We start from the raw sequence: 18713 nt of genomic DNA, 5'->3' as shown, positions 1-18713 counted from the left end.
GCCCCGCCCGAAGGCGAGCAAGGCGGTGGCTGTCGTCCGCGAGGGGAACCCCGTTCGTCCGGCACACCCTGTCCGGTCGAAGAACGACTGCGGCAGGCAGGTCTCCTGGCTCACGGGTCGCTGCGCACCGGCCGCCTTCTCGGGGGAAAAGCTCCCCCAATGGCTGCGTGGCCGGTCCACTCACCGCTTACAGTTGCAGGGGCAGCGCGGGCATTACACCCGACTTCCCTTTTGATCCCCGAGGGGAACCTGTCGCGGGGCTGCTGATAAAGAGACGGGGCCAAGCCCGCAAGCGGTAGATGAAGCGGTTTACGTCAGTCGGGCAGGTCACCCGCCGCCAGCACGGCATCGGGCCGGGCAAGCACGACGATCGGCAATCCGGCGCTGGCCCCGCGCTCGGCTGCCAAACGCGTGGGAGCGGAGATGGTGACGAGCAGGGGGCAATTGGCGAGCGCCGCCTTTTCCACCAGCTCAAAGGAACAGCGGGAGGACAACAGCGCGAAGCCGCCATCCCACGACAATTGCCCCCGCCGCATGGCCCCGATCAGCTTGTCGAAGGCATTGTGGCGGCCCACATCTTCATAGGCGAGGCGGATGGCACCATCCGTCCCGGCCAACGCCGCCACATGGACCGCGCCAGTTTGCCGATTAAGCGGCTGATGCGCGGCAAGATCGTGCAGGGCACCGAAGATCGCTTCCCGGCTCGCGTCCGATCGGGCAGTCACGGCAGGCAAGGGACGCAGCGCCTGTTCCAGATTTTCAACGCCGCACAGACCACAGGAGGAATCGGAGACGCGATGACGGACCCGGCCTAGCAGCCCCTCGACCCGGTCTTCCGGCAGCGTAGCCCGTGCGACCAAGCCCTGCTCCGTAGCATGGACATCGACGTCAAGCGGCGCGTCGGATGGGATGACCAGCCGCTCGGCCAACGCAAACCCCTGCACCAGTTCCGCAACATCGGTCGGCGTCGCCATCAACACGGCATAGCCAACGCCGTTGAACTCGATCGCGACAGGCGCTTCCTCCGCCAACTCGCGCGTCACCGGCGATGCCTCGCCGTCGGGGGTGATGCGGGTGAAGGAGAAGGGCGAAGACATAGACGCCGGTCTAGGCGGGCAAGGTGCACGCGGCAATATGGCATGGCAGGCAATCGGACGCGGCCATGCAACTGCCGCTTTCCTTTGGCGGCCAAGCCATCTATGCACGGCCACGATCGCGCCGGTGCCCGAAAGGGCTTTAAAGGGAATGCGGTGCGGGTTGCTGACAAGGCGCCCAAATCCGCGGCTGTCCCTGCAACTGTAAGCGGTGAGCGAGACGCATAGCGACCTTCCGTCACTTGTCGGAGGGTCAGCCACTGGGCCGGACGCTAAATCATGCGAGGCCTGGGAAGGCCATGTGTCGAGCGATGACCCGCAAGCCAGGAGACCTGTCGGCGTCTGGTCGCTCTTGCTTTGGCCCAGGGGATGGCCGGGGCACGGTATTCCGTCTGAGCGACGCGTGCGGCGGGTCCGCACCGGCATGCGTGCCGGGCGCTATGATGCGTCCGTCCGGCGCGGAATGTCGGCCGCTTAGCGGAGGTCCCGTCCAGTCTCGCTGACGCTGACGGGAGCCATGTTTTTATGGCCATGCAATTTCCGGCGCTGCGACGACGCGCCGCTTTCATGTTCGCGGGGCTGATCGCGATCAATATCGGGCTGTGGCTGTGCGCCTTGCTGATCTTTGCGGGCGACACGATGATGCTGGGCACCGCCCTGCTGGCGTGGAGCCTGGGGCTGCGCCATGCGGTGGACGCGGACCATATCGCCGCGATCGACAATGTGACCCGCAAGCTGATGCAGGATGGACAGCGGCCGCTGACCGTGGGGCTGTGGTTCGCGATCGGACATAGCGGGATCGTGCTGATCGCCGCCGTCGGAATCGCTTTCGCCGCTAGCGCGCTAAGCAGCGTGGAGGCGGCGGGCGAGATCGGCGGGACGATCGCGACGATCATCTCCGCCACATTCCTGTTCGCCATTGCCGCGATGAACCTGATGATCCTGCGGTCGGTTCTGAAGACGTTTAACCATGTTCGCAGTGGCGGCGCCTATGCCGATGAGGACATGGACATTTTGCTCGGCAATCGGGGTTTTCTTGCCCGCCTGTTCCGGCCGCTGTTCCGGCTCGTGACGCGCAGCTGGCACATGGCGCCGCTCGGGTTCCTGTTCGGTCTTGGGTTCGACACGGCGACTGAAGTCGCGATCCTCGGCCTGTCGGCGGGTCAGGCGGCGAGTGGGCTTTCGATCGCGACCGTGCTCATCTTTCCGCTGCTGTTCGCCGCAGGCATGGTGTTGATCGACACGGCGGACGGGGCGCTGATGATGGGCGCCTATCAATGGGCGTTCGTGAAGCCGATCCGCAAGCTCTACTATAATATCACCATCACATCGGTGTCGGCGCTGGTCGCCATCGTCATCGGCGGGATCGAGGCGGCGGCGCTGCTGGGCGACAAGCTGGGCCTGACGGGCGGCGTCTGGTCGGTGGCCGCCAATCTGGGCGAGCATTTCAACAGTCTCGGTTTCTTCATCATCGGCCTGTTCGCCGCCTGCTGGCTGGTGAGCTGGTTCATCTACCGCTGGAAGCGCTTCGACGAGATCGAAGTGCTCCTCTCCAATCAAGGACAGACTTTATGAGCAAGGTTCCTGCTACCGTCATTACCGGATTTCTGGGTGCCGGGAAGACGACGCTGATCCGCCATTTGATCGAAAATGCGGGCGGCCGGCGGCTGGCGCTGATTATCAACGAGTTTGGCGATGTGGGCGTCGATGGGTCGCTGGTGAAGGGGTGCGGCGATGAGGCTTGCCCGGATGACGACATTATCGAGCTGGCCAATGGCTGCATCTGCTGCACTGTTGCGGACGATTTCCTGCCGACGATGCAGCGGCTGCTGGACCGGGATGTGCCGCCCGATCATATCATCATCGAGACGTCGGGGCTTGCCCTGCCCAAGCCGTTGGTGAAGGCGTTCCAATGGCCTGACATCCGGACGCGGGCGACGGTGGATGGCGTCATTGCCCTGGTCGATGCGGACGCTCTGGCGGCGGGGCGCTTTGCGCATGACGAGGCGGCATTGGCTGCGGCGCGGGCGGCTGACCCGACGCTCGACCATGACAGCCCGATCGAGGAATTGTTTGAGGATCAGCTGGCCTGTGCCGACCTGGTGCTGCTGAACAAGACCGATCTGGTTGCGCCGGACGGGCTGGTGGAACTGGAGCAGCAGCTGGGCGGCGAGGTGCGGCCGGGCGTGCGCATCGTCCGCACGGCGCGCGGGGAGATCGACCCTGCCATCCTGCTGGGCCTGGGCGCGGGTGTGGAGGAGCAGATTGACGGGCGCCGGTCCCATCATGACGATGAGGACGATCATGATCATGAGGATTTCGACAGCTTCGTCGTGGAACTGGGGGAATTGGGCAATCCTGCGCCGCTGCTGGAGGCGTTGGGGCGCGTTATCGCCGATCATGACATATTGCGGGTGAAGGGCTTCGTGGCCATTGCGGGTCGCCCGGCGCGGCTGGTCATTCAGGCGGTCGGGCCACGTATCCAGCATCATTATGACCGGCACTGGCAGGCGGGCGAAGCGCGCGCTTCGCGGCTGGTGGTGATCGGTCAGGCCGGGCTGGATCGCGCGGCGATCGAAGGCGCGCTTTCAAAGCAGCTGGCAGGGCAGATGGCGGGCGCCTGATGCATCTGCTGACCGCCACGCCGGGGACCGTTTCGAACGGGGACGAAGCAATCGACCTTGGCCAGTCGCCGGGCGACATCGTGCTGCTGACCGTGGCGGACAGCGACCTTGCCTGCTTTGCGAGCGCGGCGGCGATCCTGGGGGATGGCGCGCCGGTGATCCGGCTGGCCAACCTGCTGCAATTGAAGCATCCCTATTCGGTCGACCTATATGTCGAACAGGTGATTTCGCGTGCGAAGTTCGTGTGCGTGGTGCTGTTAGGGGGCAAGAGCTATTGGCCCTATGGCATTGAGGAAATTGCCAATGTTGCGCGGGAAAAGGGCATCGCCTTTGCCGCGATCGCGGACGGGCGGGAGGATGATCCGGAACTGCGCGCCGCCTCTACCCTGCCGCCGGAGATATGCGATCGGCTGCGCGATTATCTGCGGCAGGGGGGCGTCGCCAATGCCACGGCCTTCCTGAAGACGGCCGCGCGGATCGCGGGGCTGGACGCGGGGGTGGCTGACCCGCCGGTGCCGGTCGCGGACGCCGGATTATATTTGCCCGGCGTGGAACGTCCGGTGCTGGATCAGGTGAAGGCTGGCTGGACAGAGGGGCAGCCGGTGGTGCTGTTCCTTTTCTATCGTGCGCTGATGATCGCGGGGACACTGGAAGCGGTGGACGCGATGATCGGCGGGCTGCGGGAAGCTGGCCTGAATGTGCTGGCGGTGCATGTGCGGGCGTTGCGGGAACCCTTTGCGCGGGACTTTCTGCAAGGGGTGATGGCGACGGTTCGGCCTGACGTCATCCTGAACGCCACCGCCTTTGCCGCGTCCGCGCCGGGCGAGCCGCGCACACCGTCGATATTGGAGCAAGCGGACTGCCCCGTCCTTCAGACATTGTTCGCCAGTGCGGAACAGTCGGTGTGGCAGGACAGCGCACGAGGACTGGGGCCGCGCGATCTGGCGATGCATATTGCCTTGCCCGAGGTGGACGGGCGGATCTTCACGCGGGCGGTCGCTTTCAAGGCGGCGGCGCGCTTTGATGCGCGGACGGAATGCAGCATAGTCGTGCCGCAGGTGCTTTTGGATCGTGTAAGGTTCGTTGCGCAACTCTCTGCCAATTGGGCGAAATTGGCGCGGGAGTCTGTTGAGAACAGGCGGGTTGCGCTCGTGCTTGCCAATTATCCGAACCGGGATGGACGGATCGGCAATGGCGTGGGGCTGGACACGCCGGAAAGCGCGGCGGCGATCCTGCAGGCGTTGGGTGAGGCTGGCTATATGATTGGCGATGCGCCTACCGATGGCGCGGCGCTGATGCGGCATATGACGGGCAGCGAAGAGAGGTGCGCGCTGCCGCTGGGGGTGTATCGGGCCGCATTTACGCGCTTGCCCGAAGGGGTGCAGAGGGCCGTGACGGATCGGTGGGGCGAGCCGGAGGGCGACCCATTTTGTGAGGATGGGGCCTTTCGCCTGCGGGTGCATCGCTTCGGCCATGTCGCAGTCGCGGTGCAGCCGTCGCGCGGCTATGACGTCGATCCCAAGAGCAGCTATCATGACCCGGCGCTGCCGCCGCCGCATGGCTACCTCGCCTTCCATATCTGGCTGAACTGGGAATTTGGCGCGCATGCGGTCGTCCATGTGGGCAAGCATGGCAATCTGGAATGGCTGCCGGGCAAGGCGATCGCGCTGTCGGAGAATTGCTTTCCCGAAATCTGCGCCGGGCCTGTGCCGCAAATCTATCCCTTCATCGTCAACGATCCGGGCGAAGGCACGCAGGCGAAGCGGCGGATCGGCGCATGCATCATCGACCATCTGACGCCGCCGCTGACGCGGGCCGAAACTTATGGGCCGCTGAAGGAACTGGAGGCGCTGGTCGATGAATATTATCTGGCGGCGGGGATGGATCCGCGCAGGCTGGAGACGTTGCGGCGAGATATATTGGCGCTGGCGGCCGCGCAGGGGCTGGACAAGGATGCGGGGGCGCAAGGCAGCGGAGATGATGCGTTAGCAGCGATCGACAACTATCTGTGCGAACTCAAGGAAATGCAGATACGCGACGGGCTGCATGTCTTTACCCGGTCGCCTGAAGGGGCGCTGCGCCGGGACCTGCTGATCGCGCTGGCCCGTTGCCCGAGGGGGCTGGATGACGGGCAGCAATCGCTGTTGCGGGCGCTGGCGGACGATCTGGGGCTTGGCTTCGATCCGATCGATTGCGGCATGGGGGTGCCTTGGGAAGGGCCGAGGCCGGAGGCGCTGGCTGGCGTTGCGCAGGATGTGTGGCGCAGCACGGGCGATACGGTGGAGCGGCTGGAGCTGTATGCCATGCAGCTGATCGACACGGGCGAGGCTGCGCCGGGGCTGTCCAGTGCGCGCGTTCTGGAGGTGATCCGCAACGACCTTGCGCAGCGCGTGGATGCTTGCGGCGGGGCGGAGAAGGCAGCGCTGCTTCAGGCGCTGGATGGGCGGTTCGTGCTGCCCGGCCCGTCCGGCGCGCCGACGCGGGGGCGGCCCGATGTGCTGCCCACCGGGCGCAATTTCTATTCGGTCGATACGCGCGCGGTGCCGACCGTCGCGGCTTGGAACCTGGGGCAGAAGTCGGCAGAATTGGTCGTGCAGGACTATCTCCAGCGCGAGGGGGATTATCCGCGCGCCATCGCCCTGTCAGCCTGGGGCACGGCCAACATGCGGACGGGCGGCGACGATATCGCGCAGGCGCTGGCGCTGATGGGTGTGCGGCCGCGATGGGAGTGGGCTTCCGGACGGGTCGTCGGTTTCGAGGTGATGAAGATTGCCGAGCTGAACCGACCGCGCGTGGACGTGACGTTGCGCGTATCCGGATTTTTCCGCGACGCCTTTCCCGAACAGATCGACCTTATCGACAGCGCCGCCCGTGCCGTCATGGCGCTGGACGAGCCGGATGAGGATAACCCCGCTGCGGCTCGTCACCGGGCGGAAGCGGCCGCGCTGATCGCGGAAGGGACACCCGAGAAGGCGGCGCTGCGGCGCGCGGGTGCTCGCGTCTTTGGGTCGAAGCCCGGCGCTTATGGCGCGGGCTTGCAGGCGATGATCGACGAGCGGCTGTGGCATGATCAATCGGACCTTGCGAACATCTATCTGGATTGGGGCGGCTATACTTATGGCAGCGGGGTCGAGGGCGATGCGGAACGAGGATTGTTCGCGCAGCGGCTGACGGAGGCCGACGCCCTCATCCAGAATCAGGACAATCGCGAGCATGACCTGCTCGACAGCGATGATTATTATCAGTTCGAGGGCGGGATCGCGGCGGCGGTCGAGCATCTGTCGGGGCGCACGCCGCTCAGCTATCATAATGACCATAGCAGGCCCGAGCGGCCGGTCGTCCGCACGCTGGAGGATGAGATCGGCCGGGTGGTTCGGGCGCGCGTCACCAATCCCAAATGGATCGCGGGCATGATGCGCCACGGTTACAAGGGCGCGTTCGAGATTGCCGCTTCGGTCGATTATCTCTTCGCCTTCGCCGCCACGACCCATGGCGTGAAGGACCATCATTTCGACGCCGTCCACGCCGCCTTTATCGAGGATGAGGCGGTGCGCGCCTTCATGGCCGACGCCAACCCCGCCGCGCTGCGAGAGACCGCCGCGCGCCTCCACGAAGCGCTGGACCGGGGGCTGTGGCGGCCACGGTCGAACAGCGCGGCCATGATCCTTGCCCAACTGAAGGAAGACCGCCCATGATCGAACGCACGCCGGAACAACATGCCGAAAAGATGAAGAAGAAGCAGGCCGCCCATGACAAGATCATGGCGACCAAAACCCAGGAAAAAGGCCTGCTGATCGTCCACACCGGCAAGGGCAAGGGTAAGACGACTGCTGCGCTGGGCATGGTCGTGCGCGCTATCGGTCATGGCAAGCGGGTCGGCGTCGTCCAGTTTGTGAAAGGCGCGATGACCACCGGAGAAAAAGTGGTGTTCGATGCGTTTCCGGACAATGTCATATTCAAGCCGATGGGCGAAGGCTTCACCTGGAACACGCAGGACAAGACCCGTGACATTGCGCTCGCCCGTGAAGCGTGGGACGAGGTAAAGCGGATGATCGCCGATCCTGCCTATGATATGGTGCTGGCAGATGAGCTTAATATCGTCCTGCGCTACGATTATCTGCCCGTTGATGAGGTGCTTGAGGCCGTGGGGAGCAGGGACGAGATGAAACATGTCATCATCACCGGCCGCAACGCGCCCGAGGCTCTGATGGAGGCGGCGGACCTCGTGACAGAGATGACGCTGGTCAAACACCCCTTCCGCAGCGGCGTGAAGGCGCAGGCAGGGATTGAATTCTGACATGAGCGGACCCGCTATCACCCCGATTGACAGCGCGCAGTTCGAGGCGCTGGTGCGGGCGCGGCGGGACATTCGCCATTTCAGGACCGACCCGATCGACGAGGCGGACGTCGAATGGCTGCTGAGCATGGCGCATCGCGCGCCGTCGGTGGGATTGTCGCAGCCGTGGCGTTTCGTGCGGATAGAGACGGCGGAGTTGCGCGAGGGGCTGGCCTGCCATGTCGACCGCCAGGTGCGGGAAGCGGGCAAGGAATATGACGGTGATCAGGACCGGCTCTATCGCAGCCTGAAACTGCATGGGCTGCGTGAGGCGCCGGTGCTGTTTGCCGTCTATTGCGACGATGGAACGGAGACCGGCCATCATCTGGGCGCGGTCACCATGCCCGAGGCACGGCGCTATAGCTGCGTCATGGCGGTGCATACGCTCTGGCTGGCGGCGCAGACGCGGCGGATCGGCATGGGGTGGGTGTCGATCGTGGAGCCGGAAGGCGTAAACGCGATGCTGGATATTCCGGCGGGCTGGGCGTGCCTGGGGCTGCTGTGCCTTGGGCGGCCGGTCAGCGAGGAGGATGTGCCCGAGCTGGAACGGCGGGGATGGGAACAGCGGACGGATTGGCATTCGGTCGTAGTGCGGCGTTAGGGATTACGCCCACACCCCTGCCCGTTCGGGCTGAGCCTGTCGAAGCCCACTCCTTCTTGAAAGAAAGTGAAGCCCTTCGACAAGCTCAGGGCGAACGGGGGAGAGATTAGCTGTTCACCCCCGCAAAAAGTCCAGAGCCAGCGCTTCAAACCGGTCCTTGTGCTCGATCATCGTCCAATGGCCGCAGCGCGGGAAGACGTGCAACTCGGCATTAGGGATAATGCGCATCGGCAACAGCGCGCCGTCCAGCGGGCTGACCTTATCATCGCGACCCCACATGATCAGGGTCGGCGCCTGGATTCTGCCGAGATAGTCGATACGCTGCGAAACGGCGGGGCCGCTCATCGACTGGGCGATGAAGCCAAGCGCGGTGCGCGTATACATCTTGCGGCTGCTTTCCATCGTCACCGGCTCCAGCGCCGCCTTGTAGCGCATGTCGATCAGCTCATCGGTGATGATCGACTTGTCGTAGACCATCGATTCCAGCCAGGCGATGATGTTTTCCCGCGTCGGATTTTCGATGAAATCGACCAGGCGGGTCAGCCCTTCATTGGGAAATGTCGATGTGATGTTGAAGCCGATGCCGCCAATCGTGATGTAGCGCAGCACCCGGTCAGGATGGGACGCCGCCAAATGCCCGCCCACGATCCCGCCATAGCTGTTACCGACGACATGCGCGGCACCGATGCCAAGCCCGTCCATGAGCGCGACGACGGCATCCCGCGCGACAGCCACCGGATCGCCATCGGCGGGATCGCTCTTCCCATAACCAGGCGCGTCGAGAATGATGGTGCGGAAATGCCGGGAGAAGAAGGGCAGATTGCCCTGGAAATTCGCCCAGCCGGTGACGCCGGGGCCTGATCCGTGGAGGAGCAGGAGCGCAGGACCCGATCCCGCTTCATGATAATGCAGCCGCCCCTTGTCCGTTTCCAGAAAGCGGCTGGTCGCTTCGAAGCTGAAATCGCTCATCTTTTCCTCTCCATTCTGCGTATGTTGATGCGGGCGTAGCGGCGGCAGGTGATTGGCGCAAGGAAGCGGCCTGTGACTACTTCCCTTTCCCCTGCATCCCCCTTATGAAGCGGGTCGAGCCGGGTCCGCCCGGTTCATCGATCGCGCCGGTGCCCCGCTAGAGGGGCTTAAATGGGAATGCGGTGCGGGAGGGTTTCCTCCCTAATCCGCGGCTGTCCCTGCAACTGTGAGCGGCGAGCGAGGCATGGACCGGCCAGTCCCGACAACGGGGGCGGCCAGCCACTGGAGCGATCCGGGAAGGCCCCATGCCAAGCTGTGACCCGCAAGCCAGGAGACCTGCCGGAGCAAAGGTCGCTCTTGCCATGATCCAGGGGATGGTCACGGCTCGGTTCTCCGTTTGAGCGACGAATTTCGTGCGGCTGCGGCCGTGCAGGCGTGCGGCCTGTCCGCCTGCCTGTGCGTGCCGTCCGTCTGTCGTGGCGCTGGTGCGGGAGGGCTGGATCAATGCAGGAGCTGATGCCGTGCGACGCGGTCGGCACAGGCGTGCGCGGCTGGTGCCCGACCGCATGGCGGCCGATGATGGCGGGCGACGGCCTGCTGGTAAGGGTGCGCCCGGCGCTGGGGCGGATGATCCGGGCGCAGGCGATCGGTTTGTGCGAAGCCGCCATCGCCTTTGGCAACGGCCATATCGACGTTACCAATCGCGCGGCCTTGCAGATCAGGGGAGTGGCCCAAGCGAAGCATGCCGCGCTGATGGAGCAGCTGGTCTCGCTGGGGCTGGCGCATGCCGATGCGGAGCAGGACGGCCGGATGCCGATGCTGATCAACCCGGATTGGCGTGAGGGTGATAATAGCGCGACTATCGCGACGGAGCTGGCTGGGCGGCTGGACGACTTGCCGGATTTGCCCCCGAAGGTTGGCTTTGCGATCGACGTCGGCCCCGCGCCGGTGCTAAGCGACGCTCCGGCCGATTTCAGGGTGGAACGGTCTGAGAGCGGCGCGCTGATCCTGCGGGCTGACGGGCGAGCGCATGGCACCCCGGTCCACGCAGCGGGCGCAGCGGAGGGGCTGATCCGCATGGCCCATTGGTTCGTGGCGAGCGGTGGCGTTCAGGCGGGACGCATGGCCCGACATGATGCGCCGCTGCCCGAAGTTGCGGTCGAAGCCCCCGCCCCCGCGCGATCCCGTGCCGCAGCGCTGGCCGCTGCGCCCGGTCCCTTTCGCGCAGCGCCCTTTGGCCGGATCGAGGCTGCGACGCTGCTTGCCATGATCACGGACGATATGCAGGCGGTGCGGGTCACGCCATGGCGGGGGCTGGTGCTGGAAGGCAGCAAAACGCCGGGCGATGATCCCGCCGACCCACGCCTTTTCGCCGATGCCTGTCCCGGTGCTCCTGCCTGCCCACAGTCCAGCGTCGCGACCCGTGAACTGGCCGCGCGGCTCGCGCCCTCTGTGCCAGGACTGCATGTCTCCGGTTGCGCCAAGGGCTGCGCCCGCCCCTCGCAAGCGCCGGTCGTGCTGACCGGGCGGGAGGGCCGCTTCGACCTTGCCCATGATGCGCGCGCAGGTGCGCCGCCGCTGCATGCGGGCCTGTCGCCCGATCAGATATTCGCCCATTTCGGAGCCCATTGATGCCGCATCTTTACGAAACCGACGGCGCGGAAATCTATCGCCAATCCTTCCGCATGATCCGCGCGGAATCGGCGCTGGACCGTTTTTCGCCGGAGGAAGAGCGGGTCGCCGTGCGGATGATCCACGCGGCGGGCATGACCGGTCTTGCCCCGCACATCCGCTTTTCCCCTGAGTTCGCCAAGGCGGCGATTGCCGCTCTGGAGGCGGGCGCGCCGATCCTGTGCGATGCGCGGATGGTGTCGGAAGGGATCACGCGCGCTCGCCTGCCCGCTGGCAACGCGATCATCTGCACCCTGAACGACAGCCAAGTGCCCGATCTCGCCCGGTCGATGGCGAACACTCGATCGGCGGCAGCGCTGGAACTGTGGCGGCCTCATCTGGCAGGTGCAGTCGTCGCGATCGGCAATGCCCCGACCGCACTGTTCCACCTGCTCAACATGCTGGAAGACCCCGCCTGCCCACGCCCGGCGGCGATCATCGGCTGTCCGGTCGGCTTTGTCGGCGCGGCAGAATCGAAGGAGGCGCTCTGGGAGAGCCAGCCCGTGCCCTGCTGCATTGTCGAAGGACGTCTGGGCGGCAGCGCAATCACGGTGGCCGCAGTCAACGCGCTCGCGAGTGCGGCGGAATGAGCGGGACGATCCACGGCGTGGGACTAGGCCCCGGCGCGCAAGACCTGATGAGCGTGCGGGCCGATCGGCTGATCCGCGAGGCTCGCCACATCGCCTATTTCCGCAAGCCCGGCCGTCAAGGCCATGCGCGGAAGATCGTGGAAGGGCTGCTGCGCCCCGACGCGGTCGAATTTGCGATGGAATATCCCGTGACGACCGAAATCCCGGTGAGTGACCCGCGCTACAATCAATGCCTGTCCGCCTTCTACGCCGAATGCACCGCGCATCTGCATGGGCTGGCGAAGGCGGGCGAGGATGTGGTCGTACTGTGCGAGGGCGACCCCTTTTTCTACGGCAGCTTCATGCATCTGCACAGCCGCCTGTCCCCCCTCGCGCCGGTCCGGATCGTGCCTGGCATTACCGGCATGTCGGGCGCTTGGACGGCGAGCGGGACCCCGATTAGCTGGGGCGATGATGTGCTGACCGTGTTGATGGCGACCCTGCCCGAAGAGGAGCTGGCGCGGCGCATCCATGACAGCGATGCTTTGGTCGTGATGAAGATCGGCCGCAATCTGGCGAAGCTACGCCGCGCGGTGGAGGCGGCGGGCAAGGATGACTGCGCCTGGCTGGTCGAATATGCGACGATGGCGGACCAGAAGATCACGCCGCTGCGCGAGGCGGAGGCGGTCACCAGCTATTTCTCCATCCTGCTGATCCATGGTCAGGGTCGGCGGCCATGAGCGGCTGGGTAGCAGTGGCTGGGCTTGGTCCGGGCGCTGACGGGCTGGTAACGCCGGAGGTGACGCAGGCGCTTGCCGAGGCGACCGATCTGGTGGGCTATGCACCCTATGTCGCTCGAGTGGCGGATCGCCCCGGCCTTTTGCGCCATGCGTCGGACAATCGGGTGGAGCTGGAGCGCGCCGCCCATGCGCTGGAACTGGCAGCTGCGGGGAGGCGAGTGGTGGTTGCTTCATCCGGCGATCCGGGCGTGTTTGCGATGGCATCGGCGCTGTTCGAGGCGCTGGAGGCGGGGCCGGAAGCTTGGCGCGCGATCGACATTCGGGTGCTGCCCGGGATTACCGCGATGCTGGCCGCCGCCGCGCGGGCGGGTGCGCCGCTGGGCCATGATTTCTGCGCGATCAACCTTTCGGACAATCTGAAGCCCTGGGCGTTGATCGAGCGGCGCTTGCGTCTCGCGGCGCAGGCTGACTTCGCCATGGCCTTCTACAATCCCCGGTCGAAAGCACGGCCGGATGGCTTCGCCAGCGTGCTCGATGTGTTGCGGGAGGAATGTGGGGGGGAACGGCTGATCCTCTTTGCCCGCGCCGTGTCGATGCCGGAGGAGCAGTTGCGGGTCGTCACGCTGGACGAGGCGACGCCTCAGATGGCAGACATGCGCACGATGGTGATCATCGGGTCGAGCCGCACGCGCCTGATCAAAGGAGCGGCCCGCCCGATCCTCTATACGCCGCGATGGGCCGAATGATCGATCCACGCCAGCACATCGCCAATGTCATGGACGGTTGCCACCGGCGGCACGGCTGGCCGGTCGATCATGATGACGGGCACGCCAAGCGTCCGCGCCGCGTCAATCTTGGCGCGCGCGCCCTCCCCACCGGCATTTTTGGCGACGACCAGATCAATGCTGTGATCGCGCATCAGGACAAGGTCTCCGTCCAGCGTGAACGGGCCGCGATCCACCAGCAGATGGTGGCGGGACAGTGGAGGCGGCACCTCTGGCGCGTCGACGAAGCGCAACAGATAATGATGCTGCGGTTGCGCGGCGAAGGCTTCGACATGCATGCGCCCGAGTGCGAGCATGACGCGGCGGGGCGGGCCGTCGAGCGCGCGGACAGCGCTGGCGATATCAGGGACATGGGTCCAGCGGTCGCCCTGCCCCGCTTGCCATTCCGGGCGGGTGAGCATCAGATGCGCCACACCCGCAACGCGCACGGCGGCCGCGGCATTGGCGCTGATCGTCGCAGCAAAGGGATGGCTCGCGTCAATGAGGTGAGTAAAAGCTCCAGCCTTCAGGAACGCCGCCAACCCTTCAGCGCCGCCAAAGCCGCCAACACGCACCGGCACCGGCTGGGCACGGGGATTGCCGGTGCGTCCGGCATAGCTCAGCATGGCGATTTCGCCGCGATGGGCAAGGGCTTTCGCAACCGCGCTCGCCTCGGTGGTGCCGCCAAGGATCAGGATATGGCGCATGGCGGCTGAAGCTCCCTGGCTGACGATCATCGGCATTGGCGAGGACGGGGCGGCGGGCCTGTCCGATGCCGCGCGCGTGGCGCTGGAACAGGCGCGGGTCATCATGGGCGCGCCGCGCCAGCTGGCGCTGCTGCCACCCCTTAGGGCGGAACGGCTGACCTGGCCAGTGCCGTTTGAGGACGGCGTGGAGGCGCTGCTTGCCCGGCGGGGTGAGCCGATAGTGATGCTGGCTTCGGGGGACCCATTCTGGTTCGGCGCGGGGGTGAGCATCACACGACACCTGGCGCCGGATGAATGGGTGTCGCATCCGGCGCCGTCGAGTTTTTCGCTGGCGGCTTCGCGGCTGGGCTGGGCGTTGCAGGATGTCGCCTGTCATGGCCTGCATGCCGCGCCATTTACGCGGCTGAGGCCCATGCTGGCGCCGGGGCGCCGTGCCGTCATACTACTGCGTGATGGGGCGGCGGTGCAGGCGCTTGGCCGTTATCTGGCGGAGGCGGGATTTGGCGCATCGACGCTGCATATCATGGAAGCGCTGGGCGGGCCGCGCGAGCGGGTGCGGCAGGCGTTCGCCGAGCAGATCGCCTTTGACGATATCGCGCATCCCGTGGCGGTCGGAGTGGACGTGGCGGGGGGTGGCGAAGTGATGCCGTGCGTCAGCGGACTGGCGGATGACTGGTTCGACCATGACGGGCAGATCAGCAAGCGGCCGGTGCGCACGCTAACGCTGTCTGCGCTGGCCCCGCATCCCGGCGAGACATTGTGGGACATTGGCGCGGGATCGGGATCAATCGCGATCGAATGGCTGCTGAGCCATGCTTCGACGCAGGCGGTGGCATTTGAGGCCGACCCGATCCGAGCGGCGCGTGCGAAGGGCAATGCACAGCGGCTGGGCGTCGATAGGCTGACGCTGGTCGAAGGGCGAGCCCCGGCAGTGCTGGCGGGCCGCGTCCGCCCTGACGCCATCTTCATCGGCGGCGGTTTGAACGAGGCAATGATGGAAGCAATCATCGCCCTGCCGGGGAAGCGGACGCGGCTAGTCGCAAACGCGGTGACGTTGGAATCGGAAGCGCTGCTAGCGCGATGGCATGAGCGGCTGGGCGGCGAACTGCTGCGGATAGAGATGGCGAGCGCCGCGCCGATCGGCACGCGGCGGGGGTGGAAAGCCGCCTACCCGCTGGTGCAGTGGAGCGTCACGATATGATCGTCGCTGGCTTTGGCTGTCGCAGCGGGGCGAGCCAGCAAGCCTTGCGGACGGCGCTGGGCGGGCATGGCGCTCGCGTCACCGCGCTGGCGACCTTGGCGCATAAGGAAGCGCTGCTTGTTCCTCTCGCCCGCGCATTGGGCTTGCCGCTGATCCTGATCGATCCTTGCGCTATCGAGGGCGTGGAAACGCCCACGCGCTCCAGCGCCAGTCTGGCGGCTTACGGCACCGGCAGCGTCGCCGAAGCAGTCGCTCTGGCGGCAGTGGGGCCGGGCGCGCAACTGATCGCCACCCGCATCATCTCGCCGGATGGGCAAGCCACCTGCGCGCTGGCCCAAGGAGTATCGCCATGACCGTTCATTTCATCGGCGCGGGGCCGGGTGCGCCCGACCTGCTGACGCTGCGCGGCCGCGACCTGATCGCCGCCTCGCCCGTCTGCCTCTATGCCGGGTCGCTGGTGCCGCGCGCTCTGCTCGATCATTGCCCGCCCGGTGCGCGGATCGTGAACAGCGCGCCGCTGACGCTCGACGAAATCATGGCCATCATCGCAGAGGCGGACGCGGCCGGACAGGATGTTGTGCGGCTGCATTCAGGCGACCTGTCAATCTGGTCGGCGATGGGCGAGCAGATCCGCCGCCTCAGGGCTCTGGGCATCGCCCATACGGTGACGCCCGGCGTTCCGTCCTTCGCGGCGGCGGCGGCGGCGCTGGAGGCGGAGCTGACGCTGCCGGGGCTTGGCCAGTCGCTCGTCCTCACCCGCACGCCGGGCCGGGCGAGCGCGATGCCGCCGGGCGAGACGCTGGCGGCCTTTGGCGCGACCGGCGCGACGCTGGCGATCCACCTGTCCGTTCACAATCTGGCGCAGGTCGTTGCGGACCTTACGCCGCTCTATGGCGAGGACTGTCCGGCGGCGATCGTGTGGCGGGCGAGCTGGCCGGACCAGCGCGTGGTGCGGGGAACGCTCGCCACCATGGAGGCGCTGGCGGCGGGCGGGCCGGAGCGGACCGCGATCATATTGGTGGGGCCAGTGCTGGGCGGGGGGGACTTCGCCGAGAGTCAGCTTTATGCGCCCGGCTATGACCGGCGATTTCGGCCTGCCACGGCGGAATCGCGCTTTGTCGGCTTGGACGAATGACGCCCGGCCTCCTCATCGCCGCGCCGCGATCCGGGTCGGGCAAGACGGTCATTACGCTGGGCCTGCTCAGGGCTTTGAAACGGCAGGGCGTCTGCGTTCAGTCCTATAAATGCGGGCCGGATTATATCGACACGGGCTATCACCGGCTGGCGAGTGGACGCCCTGCCTTCAACCTCGATAGTTGGGCGATGGACGGGGCGCTGCTCCACAGTCTGGCGGGTGAGGCAGCGGACGCCAGCCTGATTGTCGCGGAAGGCGTGATGGGCCTGTTCGACGGCGCTCCGGCGCGGGGCGCGAACGGTAATGGGAGCAGCGCGGACATAGCGGCGGCGCTTGGCTGGCCGGTGGTACTAATCATCGATGTGTCGGGGCAGAGCCAGTCGGCCGCCGCCATCGCGCATGGATTTCGCATGCTGCGGCCAGACGTGCGGGTGGCAGGCGTTATCCTCAACCGCATCGCCAGCCCGCGCCATAAGGCCATGATCCGGCAGGCGACGGACGAAATCGCCATGCCCGTGCTGGGCGCGATCCCGAGATCCGATGCCCTTTCCATCCCGGAGCGGCACCTTGGCCTTGTGCAATCGGGCGAGCAGGAAGAGGTTGAGCAGACGATCGACGCAATTGCGGACCTGATCGAAGCGCATGTCGATCTTCCGGCTCTTCGGAGGGTGGCCGGTGCGTTGCCCGGCACATCAGCAGCCCCCTATCGCTGCCCGCCGCCGGGGCAGCGGATCGCGCTGGCGCAGGATGCGGCCTTTTCCTTTACCTATGCCCATATTTTGAACGGCTGGCGCGCAGCGGGGGCGGAGATATTGCCCTTTTCCCCTTTGGCCGACGAGGCACCCGATCGCCAAGCCGACGCCATCTGGCTGCCCGGTGGTTACCCCGAACTGCATGCGCCACAACTTTCCAACGCCGCGCGATTTCTGGAGGGTTTGCTCCGACATGCGCTCGACCGTCCGATCCATGGCGAATGCGGCGGTTATATGGTGATGGGGCAGGCCATCATTGATGCGCAAGGAAAGGCCCATGCGATGGCGGGACTGCTGGGGCTTGTGTCCAGCTTCGCCAAACGACGGTTGCAACTGGGTTATCGGCAAGCGCGGCTGCTGGCGCCGATGGGCGGCCATGAGGCGGGCGCGACGCTGCGCGGACATGAGTTTCACTATTCCACGATTGTCGATCAGCCCGACGAACCGCTTGCCCATGTCGTGGATGCGACGAGCGCGCCGGTTGCCACAACCGGATCGCGCCGGGGGCGGGTGTCGGGCAGCTTCTTCCATCTGATCGCGGGTGCCGCATGATCCGCTTGTCCCTGATCGGCATCGGCACGGGCAATCCCGATCATCTGACGCTCGCCGCCATTCGGGCGATGAACGATGCTGACCTCATCCTGCTGCCGCGCAAGGGAGAGGCCAAGTCCGACCTGATCGACCTGCGCCGGTCCATCTGTGCGCAGCTGCTCACCGGCCCTGCGCGAGTGGTCGAGTTCGACATGCCCAGGCGCGCGGATCAGACCGCTTATGTCGAGGCGGTGACCGACTGGCATGACGCGATCGCGGCGATCTGGATGGAGCAGATCGCCCAACACCTGCCCGATGGCGGCACGGTTGCGCTGCTCGTCTGGGGCGACCCTTCGCTCTATGACAGCAGCCTGCGGATCGCGGAGAGGCTTGGCCCATCGATCGCGATCGACGTCGTGCCCGGCATCACCAGCATCCAAGTGCTGACGGCCGCGCATGGCATCTGCCTTAATCGGCTGGCGGACCCGGTGTTGATCACCACCGGCAGGCAGTTGCGCGAACGGGGCTGGCCCGGCGACGTGCACGATGTCGTCGTAATGCTGGACGGGCATTGCGCATTCCAGACGCTGGAGCCGGAGGGGCTAACGATCTGGTGGGGCGCCTATCTGGGCATGGACCATCAGTCGCTGGCCCACGGGCCTTTGGCGGTCACGGGACCAACGATCGTCGATCGCCGGGCACAGCTGCGCCAGCGGCATGGATGGATCATGGACGTGTATCTGCTGCGCCGGAACGCCTGAGGAAATGCGGCTCAGGCGGCGTTGACGGTCAGCTCGATTACCGGTTTGCTGATCACCGGGCTGACTCCGTCGATGGTCCCCATCACGGCGCGGCGGCGAAATTCGGCGGCCATTGCCTGATGCATGGTCCGCGCAGACGCATCGGCAGTTGTCGCCGCAAGCTGTTCATGCATCCGGGCTCGTTCAAGACATTCCTGTGCATTGAGGGCATGAGTCATGAAAATGCTCTCCTGCTTCTTGTTGAGCGCTCCATGCATC

Annotated in this window: 18 protein-coding genes and 3 riboswitches; of the genes, 14 read left to right on the top strand and 4 right to left on the bottom strand. The window is 65.9% G+C overall.

What is annotated here, in order from left to right; all coding sequences use genetic code 11:
- Positions 1 to 78: 78 nt before the first annotated feature.
- A riboswitch (cobalamin riboswitch) is annotated at positions 79 to 268 on the bottom strand.
- Between the two features lie 46 nt (positions 269 to 314).
- Positions 315 to 1097 carry a formate dehydrogenase accessory sulfurtransferase FdhD gene (locus ACZ5TB_RS14105; protein ID WP_464780454.1) on the bottom strand — a complete coding sequence of 261 codons (783 nt, stop codon included), beginning with the start codon at positions 1095 to 1097 and terminating at the stop codon, positions 315 to 317.
- A gap of 105 nt (positions 1098 to 1202) precedes the next feature.
- A riboswitch (cobalamin riboswitch) is annotated at positions 1203 to 1448 on the top strand.
- 171 nt (positions 1449 to 1619) lie between these two features.
- Here ACZ5TB_RS14105 and ACZ5TB_RS14100 point away from each other — a divergent pair.
- Genes ACZ5TB_RS14100 through bluB form a run of 5 tightly spaced genes read left to right on the top strand, consistent with a single transcriptional unit; the run spans position 1620 to position 8655 of the window.
- Complete coding sequence (locus ACZ5TB_RS14100; protein ID WP_464780455.1) at positions 1620 to 2669, top strand: HoxN/HupN/NixA family nickel/cobalt transporter; 1050 nt, start codon at positions 1620 to 1622, stop codon at positions 2667 to 2669.
- Positions 2666 to 3718, top strand: coding sequence for a cobalamin biosynthesis protein CobW (cobW, locus tag ACZ5TB_RS14095; RefSeq protein WP_464780456.1), 1053 nt, complete (start codon positions 2666 to 2668; stop codon positions 3716 to 3718). Before ACZ5TB_RS14100 ends, cobW begins: the two co-directional genes overlap by 4 nt.
- A complete protein-coding gene (cobN, locus tag ACZ5TB_RS14090) occupies positions 3718 to 7413 on the top strand; it encodes a cobaltochelatase subunit CobN (protein ID WP_464793066.1) in 3696 nt (1231 codons plus the stop codon). Before cobW ends, cobN begins: the two co-directional genes overlap by 1 nt.
- On the top strand, positions 7410 to 8015 hold the full coding sequence (cobO, locus tag ACZ5TB_RS14085; protein WP_464793065.1) for a cob(I)yrinic acid a,c-diamide adenosyltransferase: 606 nt from the start codon (positions 7410 to 7412) through the stop codon (positions 8013 to 8015). The genes cobN and cobO overlap by 4 nt, the downstream gene beginning before the upstream one ends.
- A gap of 1 nt (position 8016) precedes the next feature.
- Positions 8017 to 8655: a 5,6-dimethylbenzimidazole synthase gene (gene bluB / locus ACZ5TB_RS14080; RefSeq protein ID WP_464793064.1), complete on the top strand. Its 639-nt coding sequence runs from the start codon at positions 8017 to 8019 to the stop codon at positions 8653 to 8655.
- Between the two features lie 114 nt (positions 8656 to 8769).
- On the opposite strand, the gene ACZ5TB_RS14075 is transcribed toward bluB, so the two are convergent.
- Positions 8770 to 9624, bottom strand: a complete 855-nt coding sequence (locus tag ACZ5TB_RS14075; protein WP_464793063.1) for an alpha/beta fold hydrolase — start codon at positions 9622 to 9624, stop codon at positions 8770 to 8772.
- A gap of 130 nt (positions 9625 to 9754) precedes the next feature.
- Positions 9755 to 9982: riboswitch (cobalamin riboswitch) on the top strand.
- 146 nt (positions 9983 to 10128) lie between these two features.
- Here ACZ5TB_RS14075 and ACZ5TB_RS14070 point away from each other — a divergent pair.
- Genes ACZ5TB_RS14070 through cobJ form a run of 4 tightly spaced genes read left to right on the top strand, consistent with a single transcriptional unit; the run spans position 10129 to position 13350 of the window.
- Positions 10129 to 11256 (top strand): cobalamin biosynthesis protein CobG, encoded by a 1128-nt coding sequence (locus ACZ5TB_RS14070; protein WP_464793062.1) that lies wholly within the window; start codon positions 10129 to 10131, stop codon positions 11254 to 11256.
- Complete coding sequence (locus ACZ5TB_RS14065; protein WP_464780462.1) at positions 11256 to 11885, top strand: precorrin-8X methylmutase; 630 nt, start codon at positions 11256 to 11258, stop codon at positions 11883 to 11885. The genes ACZ5TB_RS14070 and ACZ5TB_RS14065 overlap by 1 nt, the downstream gene beginning before the upstream one ends.
- Positions 11882 to 12604, top strand: a complete 723-nt coding sequence (gene cobI / locus ACZ5TB_RS14060) for a precorrin-2 C(20)-methyltransferase (RefSeq protein ID WP_464793061.1) — start codon at positions 11882 to 11884, stop codon at positions 12602 to 12604. Before ACZ5TB_RS14065 ends, cobI begins: the two co-directional genes overlap by 4 nt.
- On the top strand, positions 12601 to 13350 hold the full coding sequence (gene cobJ, locus ACZ5TB_RS14055; RefSeq protein ID WP_464793060.1) for a precorrin-3B C(17)-methyltransferase: 750 nt from the start codon (positions 12601 to 12603) through the stop codon (positions 13348 to 13350). Before cobI ends, cobJ begins: the two co-directional genes overlap by 4 nt.
- Here the strand turns inward: cobJ and ACZ5TB_RS14050 are convergent.
- Positions 13326 to 14075 (bottom strand): cobalt-precorrin-6A reductase, encoded by a 750-nt coding sequence (locus ACZ5TB_RS14050; RefSeq protein ID WP_464793059.1) that lies wholly within the window; start codon positions 14073 to 14075, stop codon positions 13326 to 13328. The two genes, cobJ and ACZ5TB_RS14050, sit on opposite strands and share 25 nt — an antisense overlap.
- Between ACZ5TB_RS14050 and cbiE the strand changes: the two genes are divergently transcribed.
- Genes cbiE through cobF form a run of 5 tightly spaced genes read left to right on the top strand, consistent with a single transcriptional unit; the run spans position 14074 to position 18455 of the window.
- Positions 14074 to 15276: a precorrin-6y C5,15-methyltransferase (decarboxylating) subunit CbiE gene (cbiE, locus tag ACZ5TB_RS14045; RefSeq protein WP_464793058.1), complete on the top strand. Its 1203-nt coding sequence runs from the start codon at positions 14074 to 14076 to the stop codon at positions 15274 to 15276. The two genes, ACZ5TB_RS14050 and cbiE, sit on opposite strands and share 2 nt — an antisense overlap.
- Entirely contained in the window at positions 15273 to 15629 is a 357-nt protein-coding gene (locus ACZ5TB_RS14040) for a cobalamin biosynthesis protein (RefSeq protein WP_464793057.1), read from the top strand. Before cbiE ends, ACZ5TB_RS14040 begins: the two co-directional genes overlap by 4 nt.
- A complete protein-coding gene (cobM, locus tag ACZ5TB_RS14035) occupies positions 15626 to 16411 on the top strand; it encodes a precorrin-4 C(11)-methyltransferase (protein WP_464793056.1) in 786 nt (261 codons plus the stop codon). Before ACZ5TB_RS14040 ends, cobM begins: the two co-directional genes overlap by 4 nt.
- Complete coding sequence (locus tag ACZ5TB_RS14030) at positions 16408 to 17715, top strand: cobyrinate a,c-diamide synthase (RefSeq protein ID WP_464793055.1); 1308 nt, start codon at positions 16408 to 16410, stop codon at positions 17713 to 17715. The genes cobM and ACZ5TB_RS14030 overlap by 4 nt, the downstream gene beginning before the upstream one ends.
- Positions 17712 to 18455 (top strand): precorrin-6A synthase (deacetylating), encoded by a 744-nt coding sequence (gene cobF / locus ACZ5TB_RS14025; protein ID WP_464793054.1) that lies wholly within the window; start codon positions 17712 to 17714, stop codon positions 18453 to 18455. Before ACZ5TB_RS14030 ends, cobF begins: the two co-directional genes overlap by 4 nt.
- 11 nt (positions 18456 to 18466) lie before the next feature.
- On the opposite strand, the gene ACZ5TB_RS14020 is transcribed toward cobF, so the two are convergent.
- Entirely contained in the window at positions 18467 to 18673 is a 207-nt protein-coding gene (locus ACZ5TB_RS14020) for a hypothetical protein (RefSeq protein ID WP_464780471.1), read from the bottom strand.
- Positions 18674 to 18713: the final 40 nt, after the last annotated feature.

This window comes from Sphingobium sp. TomTYG74, from assembly GCF_055393875.1.
This window is presented reverse-complemented; position numbering and strand designations above follow the sequence as displayed.